Origin of the sequence: Streptomyces avidinii (genome assembly GCF_045161815.1) — a bacterium.
Taxonomy (GTDB): domain Bacteria; phylum Actinomycetota; class Actinomycetes; order Streptomycetales; family Streptomycetaceae; genus Streptomyces; species Streptomyces avidinii.
Genome location: NZ_CP108863.1, coordinates 1,617,236 through 1,631,364, shown reverse-complemented (window position 1 = coordinate 1,631,364; position 14,129 = coordinate 1,617,236). Strand labels below are relative to the sequence as shown.

The 14,129-nt window shown below is 74.3% G+C and carries 7 protein-coding genes; 2 read left to right on the top strand and 5 right to left on the bottom strand.

Translation table 11 applies throughout. The features are described from left to right. Window positions 1-152 precede the first annotated feature (152 nt). The 4 genes from OG373_RS07325 to OG373_RS07310 form a co-directional block, all read right to left on the bottom strand. Window positions 153-1,262 (bottom strand): mechanosensitive ion channel family protein, encoded by a 1,110-nt coding sequence (locus OG373_RS07325; RefSeq protein WP_405436826.1) that lies wholly within the window; start codon window positions 1,260-1,262, stop codon window positions 153-155. Window positions 1,263-1,492: 230 nt separating this feature from the next. Then, on the bottom strand, window positions 1,493-2,767 hold the full coding sequence (locus OG373_RS07320) for a pyroglutamyl peptidase (RefSeq protein ID WP_405436825.1): 1,275 nt from the start codon (window positions 2,765-2,767) through the stop codon (window positions 1,493-1,495). A 156-nt stretch (window positions 2,768-2,923) separates the two neighbouring features. Further along, complete coding sequence (locus tag OG373_RS07315) at window positions 2,924-4,321, bottom strand: amidase (protein WP_405436824.1); 1,398 nt, start codon at window positions 4,319-4,321, stop codon at window positions 2,924-2,926. Further along, complete coding sequence (locus tag OG373_RS07310) at window positions 4,308-4,517, bottom strand: hypothetical protein (protein ID WP_405436822.1); 210 nt, start codon at window positions 4,515-4,517, stop codon at window positions 4,308-4,310. Before OG373_RS07310 ends, OG373_RS07315 begins: the two co-directional genes overlap by 14 nt. Window positions 4,518-4,687: 170 nt before the next feature. Here OG373_RS07310 and OG373_RS07305 point away from each other — a divergent pair, with 170 nt between their 5' ends. Then, window positions 4,688-5,614 carry an MBL fold metallo-hydrolase gene (locus OG373_RS07305; protein ID WP_405436820.1) on the top strand — a complete coding sequence of 309 codons (927 nt, stop codon included), beginning with the start codon at window positions 4,688-4,690 and terminating at the stop codon, window positions 5,612-5,614. Window positions 5,615-5,672: 58 nt separating this feature from the next. On the opposite strand, the gene OG373_RS07300 is transcribed toward OG373_RS07305, so the two are convergent. Further along, complete coding sequence (locus OG373_RS07300; RefSeq protein WP_405436818.1) at window positions 5,673-6,245, bottom strand: TetR/AcrR family transcriptional regulator; 573 nt, start codon at window positions 6,243-6,245, stop codon at window positions 5,673-5,675. A 312-nt stretch (window positions 6,246-6,557) separates the two neighbouring features. Here OG373_RS07300 and OG373_RS07295 point away from each other — a divergent pair, with 312 nt between their 5' ends. Beyond that, window positions 6,558-14,045 carry an amino acid adenylation domain-containing protein gene (locus tag OG373_RS07295; RefSeq protein WP_405436817.1) on the top strand — a complete coding sequence of 2,496 codons (7,488 nt, stop codon included), beginning with the start codon at window positions 6,558-6,560 and terminating at the stop codon, window positions 14,043-14,045. Window positions 14,046-14,129 lie beyond the last annotated feature (84 nt).

Below are 14,129 nucleotides of genomic sequence, written 5' to 3'. Positions count from 1 at the left end.
GAAGGGCGGAGCCACCCGCCCTGGCGAGGTCTTGACGTACCGCACGCGGATTTTGCCCTCGGGCCCCGGAGCCTCCGGTCGGTTCCGGCCACCGCAACCGCCGCCCCCGCGTCCACGCCGGCCGGCGGCGGCGCGGGGGCGGCGACGCGGGTCTACCGGCCGGCGTCCGGGAGCAGCGACGATGCCTCGCGCTGGTGCGGGACCGGTGCGTGCGGTGCGGACGGCGTCCGCTGTTCGTCCCGGTGGAGTGCGACCGTACGGGTCGGGGCGGGGATCGAGATGCCCTCCGTGCGGAACCGCTCGTGCAGGCGCTTGATGAACTCGTGCTTGATCCGGTACTGATCGCTGAACTCGCCGACGCCCAGGATCACCGTGAAGTTGATCCGGGATTCCGCGAACGTGTGGAAGCGGACGGCCGCTTCGTGGTCGGGGACCGCTCCGTTGATGTCGGCCATCACGCTGTCGACGACGTCGAGGGTCACCCGCTCGACGTGCTCCAGATCGCTCTCGTAGCCCACCCCCACCTGGACCAGGATCGAGAACTTGGCCTCCGGCTGGGTGAAGTTGGTCATGTTCGTGCGCGCCAGACGCCCGTTGGGGATGATGACCAGGTTGTTCGACAGGTTGCGCACCACGGTGTTGCGCCAGTTGATGTCGACGACATATCCCTCCTCGCCGCTGGTGAGCCGGATGTAGTCACCGGGCTGCACGGTCTTGGACGCGAGGATGTGCACCCCGGCGAAGAGGTTGGCGAGGGTGTCCTGGAGGGCCAGGGCCACCGCCAGACCACCCACTCCGAGGGCGGTGACCAGCGGCGCGATGGAGACGCCGAGGGTTTCCAGGGCGACGAGCACGCCCATCACGAGGACCACGATCCGGGTGATGTTGACGAAGATGGACGCCGACGCGGCCACCCCCGTGCGTGTTCCCGCCACGGACTGGACCAGGCCCGCCACGACCCGGGCCGCGCTGAGCGTGGCGATCAGGATGAGCAGCGCGGTCAGGGTCTGGTTCACGAAGCCGGAGACCCGCGCGGTGAGCGGCAGGGTCGTCGCGGCCACCGCGGCGCCGGCGATGAGGGCGGCCCCGGGGGCGATGGTGCGCAGCGCGTCGACGATGATGTCGTCGCCCCGCCACCGGGTCCGCTCGGCATGCCGGCCCAGCCACCGCAGCAGGGCGCGCAGCAGAAGTCCGGCCGCGGCGCCCGCCGCCAGGGCGATCCCGGCGACCAGCCAGTCGTGCAGGACGAGATCCCGGTTCAACGGACGCCCACCCTTCCGCGGCGCCGGCCCGGGGGAGTGGCGGCGGACGCTGCCGACCGTCGTATGAGGTGTGTCGTCACCTTGTCACCTGTCAGTTCGTCGTGCGTGAAGCCCCGTTCGGGCACATGTGCGCATCCGGAACGGGCTGCCATCCTGCCCCATGGCAGGCGCACGTACCGCAGGCGGGGGCGGTCGCCGGGCCGGGCCCGGCAGGATCCGAAAGAGACGGCCTAGCGGCGGACGGCGGCGTGTTCCAGGACCGCGCGGACCTCCGCGGTGATCGCGCTCTCGTTGCGTTCGAACTCGGGGCCCGTCAGCAACTGCGGGTCGGCCGGCAGGCCGGTGAGCACCGGGGTGTGGAGGTGGCCGCCGGGCAGGTGCGGGGCGAGTTCGGCGCGCAGCCGGTTGGAGCGGTAGGCCACCTCGTTGGACAGGTAGCCGCCCCCGCCGCCCGCCACGGCCCGCGAGCCGGGCGTCGGGCCGTCGGTCCGGTCGACGGGAGCCGTGCCGCCCGCCGGGATCTCCGTCACATCGGAGTTGAGGAGGACCGGGTACGGGGTCTGCACGGCGCCGGTCACGGCGGCCGCGGGGAGCGTGGTCCGGATGAACTCCGGTCCCGGGCCCAGGCCCGGGGCGGTCACCGGCCGCTCGCGGGTGCCGCCGGAGAGGGCGCGTACGTTGTCGGGGTACGGGTCGGCGGACCGGGCCCGTCCCGCCCAGTCCTCCAGGGTGAAGATGCCGGGGTAGCCCTGGCTGACGCTGGTGATGATGTCCGCCGAGGCCGGGCCGCCGGCCATGCGCGGGGCGAACGCCCGCTCCACCATGCCGGCGTCGAAGTCGGCGTACCGGACGGGGAGCACGACGGCGCGGATCTCGGCGGGGCTGCCGTCGGCGAGGGTCACGCGCCGCCCGTTGAGCTGGAGGGCGGCCGATCCGGAGGGGTTCGCGCGGCGTATCTCGGCGTCGAGCCCGAAGGGGTCGAACCCGCTGATGAACACGCGCCGTACGCCGGGCGCGGTGCGGAAGGCGTTGTCGGTGAGGCCGCGGGAGGCGTCCTCGAAGCGGGCGCGGAGCGCGGCCCGGTCTACGGTGAACTCCGGTTGCCAGCGGGCGAGTGCGGCGGTCATGCCGAGCCGCGCCCAGTACAGCGGCCGGTCGTCCCCGGGGGCGAGGTCGCCGCCGGGCCGCAGGCCCTGGGCCCGTCGTACGGAGGCCTGCCAGAGCGCCTCGCCCCAGTCCTCCACCAGCCGGTCGGCCTCGGCGCGGCCGCGGGTCGCGCACAGTGCGGCGGGGAACCGCCGGACGAAGTCCCCGAACCCGGCACGCTCGACGAGGGCGGTGGTGCGCGGGTCGGCGAGCCGCGCCTGTTCGGCGTCGAGCGGTACGGAGGCGGAGGCGCGGCAGGCGGACGAGCCGTCGGCCGCGTGCGCGGGGGAGGAGACCGCCAGGGGGAGGACGAGGGCGACAAGGGCAGCGGCCGACGCCGCACGCCGTAAGAGCATCATGTGATGTGACATTACTTAGCGGCCCCGATGCCCACCAGACAGACCGGCCGCAGCCGCGCCGACTGGCTCAACTGCGCCGCCGACACGGCCGGTTCGGCGCGATTGCAGGGCGCCACGGCGCTACCGTCGCCCTCCCGTCACGGGACCGCCCGCGGGCTACGCGGCCGGCTCCGGGGGCCGGCCGAGCGCGGTGCCCGTCCGTTCGTAGGCGTGTCCCGCGCGCAGCAGCGCGGCCTCGCCGAACGGCCTGCCCATGAGCTGCATGCCGATCGGCAGGCCCGCCGCGTCCAGGCCGACGGGCACGCTCAGCGAGGGGACGCCGGTCAGATTGGCGGGGGCCGACAGCCGCACGTACGCCTCGGGGACGCTTTCCACGCTGCCGTCGCCCCAGGTCACGCTCGTCCGTCCGGCCTCCACGGCGGTGAGCGGTACGGTCGGCGCGGCGATCAGGTCGACCGTCTCCAGCATGTCCTGCCAGGCCTGCCGCATGAGGGTGCGGGCGCGCTGGGCGCGCAGGTAGTCCCCCGCGGTCAGCAGCTCGCCCGCCTCCAGGAGCACGCGGACGTCGGTGCCGTAGAGGTCGGGCACCGCCCGCAGCGTCCGCTCGTGGTAGGCGGTGGCCTCGGGCACCATCAGACCCCACTGGGTCGCCTGGATGTAGCGCGTCATCGGGATCTCGACGTCGACGAGGCGGGCGCCGAGTTCCTCCAGCCGCCCGATCGCCCGGCGGACGGCGGCCTCGACCTCGGGATCGACGTGGTCGAAGTAGTAGTTGCCCGGCACGCCGACCCGAAGCCCCGTCAGATCCGTACCGGGGCCCGGCCGGTAGTCCACCACCGGGGCCGGGGCGGAGGCCGGGTCGCGCGGGTCGTGCCCGACCAGGGCGGCCAGGACCAGCGCCGCGTCCTCCACGGTGCGGGTGAGCGGGCCCACGTGGTCGAGTGACCAGGCCAGCGAGGTCACGCCGTGGCGGGGCACCAGCCCGTACGTCGGTTTCAGCCCGACGACCCCGTTGAGGGCGGCGGGTACCCGGATCGATCCACCGGTGTCGGTTCCCAGGGCGAAGGCGGCCGCCCCGGAGGCGACGGCGACGGCCGACCCGCCGCTGGAACCGCCGGCCACCCGCTCCGGGTGCCAGGCGTTGACCGTCTGAGGGGTGGTCAGGCCGTAGGCGAACTCGTGCGTGTGGGTCTTGCCCACCAGGGCCGTTCCGGCCGCGGCGAGCCGCGCGGCGACCGTGCTGTCGGTCTGCGCCCGGTGCCCGGTACGGACCCGGGAGCTCGCCGTGGTGGCCAGCCCGGCCACGTCGATGAGGTCCTTCAGGCCGGCGGGTATTCCGTGCAGGGGCCCGCGGTGGGTGCCCTCGGCGACCTCGGTCTCCGCCTGCCGCGCCGCCGCGCGCGCCCGGTCCGCCGTCACGGTGGTGAAGGCCCGCAGGCGCGGTTCGACCCGCGCGATGCGCTCCAGCGCCGAGTCCACCAGTTCGACCGGTGAGACCGTGCGGGTGCGCACGGCCTCGGCCGCTTCGGCCACGGCCAGCTCATACGGCTGCATCGTGCTGCTCCCCTCCCGCGCGGTACGCGGCGGCGGGCGGTGTTTCGCCGAAGTCCAGTTCCCGCAGGAGCGATACGACGGCGTGGATGTGGTCGGCGGTGGCTGCCACTTCCGCGTGGCGGTCCGGTGCGAGCGGCAGCCCGGACCGTGCGGCCCAGCGGGCGGCTTCGGGAGGGGTGAGGTCTGAGGCGGACATGTACTGCCTTCCTTCAGGGTGAGCGGCGCGTGGATGATCGCCGCCTTAAAGCTAACGCCTTGCGTTAGGTCACGGTAGGGCCTACGGTCGCTTAAAGCGAATGAATCGCTTTTGCTGTTCGTCGCCCGCCGTGGACGCCCGCGGGCGCCCGTAGACGAAGGAACACGCACATGCGCACCGCCCAGTTCACCGAGCCGGCCCCGGCCGCCGCCGCCCACTGGTCCGTCGGGGAGATCACGGTCCACCGCGTCGACGAGATGCCCCTGCCGCCGGCGACCGGACCGTGGCTGCTGCCCGCCGCCACCCCGGACGTGGTCGCCGAACACGCCTGGCTGCGCCCCGACCACGCCGGCCCGGACGGCGTCCTGCACCTCGACAGCCACAGCTTCGCGCTGGTCGTGGACGGCCTGCGGGTCCTCGTCGACACCGGGATCGGCAACGGCAAGACGCGGGCCAACCCGGCCTGGCACAACCTCCGCACCGACTACCTCGAACGCCTCGCGGCCATCGGATTCACCCCCGGGAACGTCGACCTGGTGATCCTCACCCACCTGCACACCGACCACGTCGGCTGGAACACCCGGGAGGTCGACGGCGCGTGGGTGCCGACCTTCCCGCGCGCCCGCTACCTCACGTCGCGGGCGGAGCGCGAGTTCTGGGCCGCGTACGACATGGACGAGGCGCGCAGCGACATGTTCCGCGATTCCGTCGTGCCGGTCGAGCAGGCCGGTCTGCTCGACCTGGTCGACGTACCGGCCGACGGCGTCGACGTGGCCGACGGGCTGCGCCTGCTGCCCGCCCCGGGGCACACCCCCGGGCAGATCGCCGTACGGGTGAGCAGCGCGGGCGCGGCGGCCCTCATCACCGGGGACGCGGTCCACCACCCCGTACAGCTGGCGCGCCCGGAGATCGGCAGCTGCGTCGACATCGACCCCGTGCAGGCCGAGGCCACCCGCCGGGCGCTGCTCGCCGGGCTCGCCGACACCGGCGCCCTGGTCCTCGGCACGCACTTCCCCGCGCCGACGGCAGGTCACGTGATCGCCGAGGGGGACGGCTACCGGCTCGTACCCGTGGCAGACCTCCCCGAGGGCCGCTGAGCCCGAGGTGTCGACCGGTGCGGCCGGGGGCTGTCGTGCGGCGCGTCGGCGGGGTGCGTCAGCGGGGTGCGCCGAAGCCCTGGACGGCCTCCCGGGCGAGCTCGTGCGCGTACGCGTCGGTGAGGCCGGTGGGGCGGAAGAGGATGCGGTACATCATCGGTGCCACGACCCGGTCGAGCACCGTCTCGACGTCCGGGGCCTCCTCGCCGCGTTCCTCGGCGCGGGCGAGCACGACGGCGATCTGCTCCGCCGCATAGGTCGAACACCGGCCCGCGTTCTCGCCGTCGGCGTCCCCCAGCAGGGCGTCGCGGATGTACGCGCGCCCCGTGGGCGAGGCCATCTCCTCCAGGAACTGCTCGGCCCAGCCGCGCAGGTCCGCCAGCAGATCGCCGTGGTCCTGCGGCGGAGCCTCCGGGCGCAGGTGCTCGACGGCGACGTCGGAGAGCAGTTCCTGCAGGTCGCCCCAGCGGCGGTAGATCGTCGACGGGGTGACGCCGGCCCGCGCCGCGACCATCGGGACGGTCAGTTCCGGACGCCCCACCTCGGCCTGCAGCTCCCGTACGGCGGTGTGCACCGCCTGCTGGACCCGCGCGCTGCGGCCTCCGGGGCGGACCATCGCTCTTCGGCTCATGCGACCAGCTTAAAGCAATTCTGTTGCATCAGGGTCGCGTCGGTACGTGATGGACCGCCCCGGCACACGCGGCGGCGTGTCGCGCCCCGGGGCCCTCGAAGGGTGCTGGAACACGGGCTTCCGTCCGTATTCCCGTGGGTCGTCGGCTGATCGAGGCCGCGGCGGCCCCGTAGGCCGACGACCCCGGTCACGTGAATCGGGGACCGTAAAGAGGCGACTTCACCCGAATCCGCACCGTTCCTAGGCTGAGCGGGCAATCAAGCGGAGCATGCGCCGCGTACCAGGCACCGGTGCGGCGTCGAGGGAGTTGTCTTGGCCAGTCACGATCCGATCGAACGCCCTGCGGAGCCGTCGTTCAGCGCGTTCCGAGCATCGGCAGCCCAGCAGCGCATGTACTTCCTCCAGCAGATGGAGGAGGGCAGGCCGACCTACCACATGCCGGTCTTCTACGGCCTCGAAGGGCCGGTGGACGAGGCCGCGCTCAGCGCCTGCGCGCAGGGACTGATCGACCGGCACGAGGCGCTGCGCACCCGCTTCGTCCTGCGGGACGGCGAGCTGTGGCAGCACATCGACACCGAGGCCGCGCTCGTCTGGTCCTCCGCCACGGCGGGCGAGGACCGGGACGTCGAGGAGTGGATGGCCGCCGAGCACCACCGGCCCTTCGACCTGGAGGCCGGACCGCTCTTCCGGGCGGCCCTGCTGCACACCTCCGGCGGCGCCGTCCTCGCGCTCGCCCTGCACCACATCGTCGCCGACGGCTGGTCCGTCGGGATCCTCGCCCGTGAACTCCTCGCCGCGTACGCCCGGTACACCGACGGTCCGCGGCCGGGACCGGCCGAGGAGGCCCCGGAGTACCAGTACGCCGATTTCTCCGACTGGCAGGAGGAATGGCTCCGGGGCGAGGCCGCCCGGCGCCAGCTCGCCCACTGGGAGGAGCAGTTGGGCGGGGAACTGCCCGACGCGCCCCTGCCCCGGGACGGCCGGCCCGGGGCGGGCGCGGCCCGCGGCGCGGCGGCGCTGCACTCCTTCGACGTGCCCGCCCCGGTGCTCGCCCGGATGGAGCGGCTGTGCCGCGACACGCACAGCACGCCCTACATGCTGATGCTGGCGGCCTTCCAGGTCGTGCTGGGCCGGTACACGGGCACCGACGACGTGCTGGTCGGGACTCCCGTGGCGGGCCGCAACCGCAAGGAGTTCCAGGACACCGTCGGCCTGTTCGTCAACACGCTGGTGATCCGCGCGGACCTGTCCGACCACCCCGCGTTCCGGGTCCACCTGGAGCGCGTACGGGACACCGTGCTCGACGCCCAGGACCACCAGGACCTGCCCTTCGAGCGGATCGTCGACCGGGTCGGCCCGGGCCGCACGGGCGAGGAAGCGCCCCTGTTCCACGTCATGTTCGGCCTGCACGACGAGGACGGCATGACCGACGGCCTGCCCGGACCGCGGGCCAGGATGCTCGAAGGGCCTGCCGGAACCGCCAAGTTCGACCTCACCTTCGACGTCGTGCGCAGCGGCGGGTCGCTGAGCTGCCGGCTCGAGTACCGCGCCGACCTGTTCGAGGCCGCCACGATCGAGCAGTTCGGCCGGCACTTCGCCCGGCTCCTCGACGCCGCCACCGACCACCCCGAACTGCCGGTCGACGCCCTGCCGATGCTGTCGGGCGAGGAGCGCCACGGCATCGGCTCCCCGCTCCCGGCCGCTGCCCCGCTCTCGCCCGACGGCGCCCTCTCGCCCGACGGCGCCCTCCCGCCCGGCGGCCGCCTCCCGCACGCGCCGGGTGAGTCCCACTGCGTCCACGAGATCTTCGCGGCCCATGCCGCCCGCACGCCCGAGGCCGTCGCCCTCGTCCACGAGGGCACGTCCCTCACCTACCGCGAGCTCGACACCCGGGCCAACCGGCTCGCCCACCGGCTGCGCGCCCTCGGTGTGGGACCCGACACCCTCGTCGGCCTGTGCCTGCCCCGCTCCGCCGACCTCGTCGTCGGTCTGCTCGGCATCCTCAAGGCCGGCGGCGCCTATCTGCCGCTCGACCCCGACAACCCGCCCGAGCGGCTGCGCCACATCGTCGGCGACGCCCGCCTGGAGCACATCGTCGGCACCACCGCCACCCGGGACCTGTGGGACGCCCCCGCCACCGCCTCCGCCCCGCACGCCTCCGCCCCGCACGCCTCCGCCCTGCACACGGTCGACCTGCTCGCCGACGCCCCGCTCCTGGCCACCGAACCGGACACCGCCCCCGACGCCGGCGTGACCCCGGACCATCTGGCCTACGTCATCTACACCTCCGGCTCCACCGGCCTCCCCAAGGGCACCCTCGTGCCCCACGCCAACATCACCCGGCTGTTCTCCGCCACCGACCACTGGTTCGGCTTCGGCCCCCAGGACGTGTGGACCCTCTTCCACTCCATCGCCTTCGACTTCTCCGTCTGGGAGCTCTGGGGAGCCCTCGCCCACGGCGGCCGACTCGTCGTGGTCCCGTACGGGACGAGCCGCTCGCCCGAGGAGTTCCACCGGCTGCTGCGCGCGGAACGCGTCACCGTCCTCAACCAGACCCCTTCCGCCTTCTACCAGTTGGCCCGCGCCGACGAGGAACACCACCGCACGGCCGCTGCGGCCGGGTCCGGGTCCGGACCCGGGTCAGGGTCAGAGTCCGGAGTGAGCCTGCGCCACGTCGTCTTCGGCGGGGAGGCCCTCGATGTCGCCGCGCTCGCCGGCTGGTTCGCCCGGCACGGCGACACCGCACCCCGCCTGGTCAACATGTACGGCATCACCGAGACCACCGTGCACGTCACCTACCGGCCGCTGACCGCCCGCGACGCCGAGGAGGGCCGCGGCAGCGTCATCGGCGTGCCCATCCCCGACCTGCGCCTGCACCTGCTCGACGCGCGCGGCCGGACCGTCCCGCGCGGAGCCGTCGGCGAGCTGTACGTCGCCGGCGCCGGCCTCGCCCGTGGTTACCTGCGCCGGGCCGAACTCACCGCCGAGCGCTTCCCCACCGGCCTCGGGGACGGCCCCGCCGGCCGTGTCGCCGACGCACCCGCCGGGCTCTCGGCCGGCGAGCGGCTGTACCGTACCGGCGACCTGGCGCGCGTCCTGCCCGACGGGGACCTGGAGTACCTCGGCCGCATCGACCACCAGGTCAAACTGCGCGGCTTCCGGATCGAACTCGGCGAGGTCGAAGCGGCCCTGGCCGCGCACCCCCTCGTCGACGCCGCGGTCGCCCTCGTCGCACCGGATCCCGCGGGGACCGACGTCCTCGTCGGCTACCTGGCCGTGACCGGGGCCGAGGACGGCGCGGGTCCCACCGTGGAGGAGCTGCGCACCCACCTCGCGCGGCGGCTGCCCGGCTACATGATCCCCGGCGCTTTCGTCACCCTGCCCGCCTTCCCGCTGACCGCCAACGGCAAGACCGACCGCCGCCGCCTGCCCGCCCCCGGCTCGGTCGCCCGGACCCCCACGGCCGCCTACGAGGCACCCCGCGGGCCGGTCGAGACCGCACTCACCGAGGTCTTCGCGCAGGTCCTCGGGCACGAACGGGTCGGCGCCCTGGACAACTGGTTCGCCCTCGGCGGGGACTCCATCCGCTCCCTCCAGGTACTCGCCCGGATCCGCGAACGCGGCCTCGACCTCACCGTCGCCGACCTCATGCGCCGTCAGTCGGCCCGCGCCCTCGCCCCCGTGGTGACCCGGCGGGAGGCGGCGGCCGACGACGAGGCCCCGTACGAGCCGTTCGCGCTGCTCACCCCCGAGGACCGCGCCGCCCTCCCCGAGGGGCTGGAGGACGCCTACCCGATGACCCGGCTCCAGGCCGGCATGCTCTACCACAGCGACCTGCCGTCGGCCGGCGGACGCGTCTACCACAACGTGGCCTCCTACCTGGTCGAGGCGCCCTTCTCGGAAGCCGCCTGGCGGACCACCGTCGAGGTCCTCGCGGCCCGGCACGAGATGCTGCGCACCTCCTTCGACCCGCACGGATTCACCGAGCCCCTCCAGCTCGTCCACCGCGGCGCCCGCCCGGAGATCACCTTCGAGGACCTGTACGGACTCGACCCCGAGGCACAGGACACCGCCGTCGCCGCCCGCTACGCCGCCGAGCGCGACCGGCCGTTCGCCTGGGACCGTCCCCCGCTGATCCGCTTCCACGTCCAGCGGCTCTCCGACACCCGGCTCCGCCTGTTCGTCGCCGAGCACCACGCCGTCCTGGACGGCTGGAGCGAACGCTCGCTCCTCACCGAACTGGCCTCCTGCTACACCGAGGCGCTCGCCGCCCCGCGCGCTGCCGGACCGGAGAATGGTGGACCGGAGAAGGACGGACCCTCCCCGGACGCGGGCCCCCGCTCCCGGTTCGCCACCTTCGTCGCCCTCGAACGGGCCGCCCTGGCCGACGCCGGACAGCGCGCGTTCTGGACCGCCCGGACCGCCGACGCCCCCGCGACCCGGCTGCCGCGCCCGGCGGCGACCGGCGGACCGGCCCGCATGTCCTGGTACCTCGCGCCGCTCCCGGAGGGGCTGCACGCCCGGCTGACCACCCTGGCCGCGGAGTGCGGCGTACCGCTGCGCACCGTCCTGCTCGCCGCCCACCTGCGGGTCATGGCCCTGCTGGGCGGCGGCGACAGGGTCACCACCGGAGTGGTCCACAACGGGCGGGCCGAGGAGACCGACGGCGACAAGGTCGTCGGCGCCTTCCTGAACACCCTGCCGCTGAGCGCCGGCATCACCGGGCTCGGCTGGCGCGGCCTCGTCGCGCACGTCGCCGAGCTGGAGGCCGAGCTGCACGCGTACCGGCGCTTCCCGCTCGCTGAGATCCAGCGCCTGTCCGGGGGCGGCCCGCTCTTCGAGACCTTCTTCAACTACACCCACTTCCACGTGGAGCAGGACGGGCCCACCGGCGGCGCGTTCACCGTGCTGGAGGAGACCGGTGAGGCGGGCACCGACTTCGCCTTCGGCGCGGAGTTCTCCCGCAGCCCCGACGGCTCCCTGCTCGAACTCGGTCTGCGCTTCGACGCCGCCCAGTTCACCGAGGAGCAGATGGAGAGCGCGCACGCCTCCTACACGGCCGCGCTGCGCGACCTTTCCGGGGCCCCGGACCGCGACTGCACGGACGCCGACCTGCTTCCGGAGGCCGAGCACCGGCGCTACGCCGAGTGGAACCGGACCGCCGTCCACTACCCGCAGCCGCACGTCCTGACCCGGCTGATCGAGGCCCAGCGCGACCGGACCCCGCAGGCCCCCGCCGTCCGCTTCGAGGGTGCGGAGTTGACCTACCGGGCCCTCGACACCGAGGCCGAGCGGCTGTGCGCGGCCCTGCGCGAACGGGGCGCCGGCCCCGGTACCTTCGTCGGCCTGCTGCTGGAACGCTCCCTCGCCCTGCCCGTCGTCCTGCTCGCCGTCCTGAAGTCCGGCGCCGCCTACGTCCCGCTCGACCCGGAGCACCCGGCGCCGCGCGTGCGGTCCCTGCTCGCCGAGTCCGGTATCGGCCTGGTGGTCACCGAAGGAGCGTGGGCGGACCGGCTGGAGGGCTCCGGGGTCACCGTAGTGAGACCGGACGACGCCGCGACCGGCGCCGTGGACACCGGGTACGCCGTGGGCGCCGCGGGTCCCGTCACGGGCCCGGAGCCCGCCGACCCGGCGTACATGATCTTCACATCGGGATCCACCGGCAAGCCCAAGGGAGTCGTGGTATCCCACCGTGCCATCGCCAACCGGCTGCTGTGGATGCAGGACGAGTACGGCCTGATACCGGGCGAACGCGTGCTCCACAAGACGCCGTACACCTTCGACGTCTCCGTGTGGGAGCTCTTCTGGCCGCTGCTGACCGGCGCCACCCTGGTCCTCGCCCGCCCCGGCGGCCAGCGCGACCCCGGCTACCTCGCCGGCCTGATGGCGGACGAGGGCGTCAGCACGGTGCACTTCGTCCCCTCGATGCTCAGCGTCTTCCTCGACGACCCCTCGGCCGTGGCCGGCGCTGCCGGCCTCACCCGGGTGGTGTGCAGCGGTGAGGCCCTGCCGTACGAGGTGCAGCGCAGGTTCTTCGAGCGGCTGCCCGGCGTCGAACTGCACAACCTCTACGGGCCCACCGAGGCGGCCGTCGACGTCACGTACTGGCAGTGCCGGCCGGACGGTGGCGACACCGTGCCCATCGGCCGCCCCATCGCCAACATGCGCACCCACGTCCTCGACCGGCGCCTCGCCGAGGTCCCCCTCGGCGTCACCGGGGAGCTCTTCCTCGAAGGCGTCGGCCTCGCCGACGGCTACCACGGACGACCGGAGCTGACGGCCGAGCGGTTCATCGAGCACACCGGCCCCGACGGCACCACCCGCCGCCTCTACCGGACCGGCGACCTGGCCCGGCACCGCCCCGACGGGGCCCTGGAGTACGCGGGCCGCACCGACCACCAGCTCAAGATCCGCGGCTTCCGCGTCGAGCCGGGGGAGATCGAAGCGGTCCTCGCCGAACACCCCGGCGTCCGCGACTGTGCGGTCCTGCCCCGCGGCGAACGCCTCGTCGCCTACCTCGTGGCAGGTGCCACCGGCCCGGACGGCGCCCCGGCCCCCGCTCCCGAACCGGGCGAACTGGCCCGGCACGCCCGGGAGCGGCTGCCCGAGTACATGGTCCCCTCCGCCTGGGTGTGCCTGGAAGCCCTCCCGCTGACCGCCAACGGCAAACTGGACCGGGCCGCCCTGCCCGACCCGGACCCCGCCGACCTGCGAGGCGGTGTCGCACCGACCCCGCCCCGCGACGCACTCGAATCCCGCCTCGCCGGGATCTGGGAGCGGCTGCTGGCCGCCGGCCCGGTCGGCGTCCACGACGACTTCTTCGAGTCCGGCGGGCACTCCATCGACGCCCTGCGCCTGATCGGCCGGATCAACCAGGCCTTCGGGGAACGGCTCGCCGTCTCGGCCGTCATGGAACACCCGACCGTCGCCCGGCAGGCCGCGCTGCTGCGCGGCCGCCACGTCGAGGCGGCGCCGGACCCGGTGGTCCGTATCCGGCCCGAGGGCACGCTCGACCCGCTCTTCCTCGTGCACCCGATCGGCGGGAACGTCTTCTGCTACCGGCCCCTGGCGGCCGAAATGGGCGCCGACCGACCGGTGTTCGGCCTGTCGGCGCCCGGGCTGATCGCCCCCGGACCGGTGCCGGACGCCACCGTGGAGGAGCTGGCCGCCGCCCACGTGGAGGCCCTGCGCCGGGTCCGCCCCGAGGGCCCCTACCACTTGGCCGGCTGGTCCTTCGGCGGGCTGCTCGCCTACGAGATGGCCGTCCGGCTGCGGGCCGCCGGGCAGGAAGTGGCGATCCTCGCGCTGCTGGACACGGGCTACCCGGAGCCCGGTCACGTCCCCGCAGGCGAGAGCGACCTGCTGGAGTGGTTCCACGAGGACCTGGCCCGCTCCGCCGGCTTCGACCCGTCCGACGAGGGCGTGTCCGCCCTGCGCAGCGCGCTGCGGAGCGTCGCCGACACCACGGCCCGGCTCGCCGTCCTCGCCGAGCAGGTGGAACGCGACGGCTTCGCGCCCGGACTGGACCCGCGTGATCTCGCCCGGCACTACGCGGTGTTCCGTGCGGGGATCCGCGCCGCCGCCGCGTACGAGCCGCCGCCCGCCCCCTGCCAGGTGCTGTTCCTCCAGAGCGGAACCGGAGCCGGGGAGCACGCCGCCGAGCGGTGGGCCGGGCGGGCCGTGGCCGGCTTCACCCGCCACGACCTCGCCACCGACCACTACGGACTGATGCGGCCGCCGCACAGCACCAGGGCCGCCGCCCTCCTGCGCACCGCCCTCGCCGCGGCCGACCACCGCTGAACGGGGGCCCCGCAGGCCCCACCCGTCCGACTCCGCCCCGCCCCGCACCGGCCCCACGCGCGCCGCGCGCCGACGAGGCATGCG

What these genes read in the sequence shown, in the direction of transcription:
- OG373_RS07320 (WP_405436825.1), bottom strand. Translation starts at nt 2,767, where the DNA reads ATGATGCTCTTACGGCGTGCGGCGTCGGCCGCTGCCCTTGTCGCCCTC.
- OG373_RS07315 (WP_405436824.1), bottom strand. Translation starts at nt 4,321, where the DNA reads ATGCAGCCGTATGAGCTGGCCGTGGCCGAAGCGGCCGAGGCCGTGCGC.
- OG373_RS07310 (WP_405436822.1), bottom strand. Translation starts at nt 4,517, where the DNA reads ATGTCCGCCTCAGACCTCACCCCTCCCGAAGCCGCCCGCTGGGCCGCA.
- OG373_RS07305 (WP_405436820.1), top strand. Translation starts at nt 4,688, where the DNA reads ATGCGCACCGCCCAGTTCACCGAGCCGGCCCCGGCCGCCGCCGCCCAC.
- OG373_RS07300 (WP_405436818.1), bottom strand. Translation starts at nt 6,245, where the DNA reads ATGAGCCGAAGAGCGATGGTCCGCCCCGGAGGCCGCAGCGCGCGGGTC.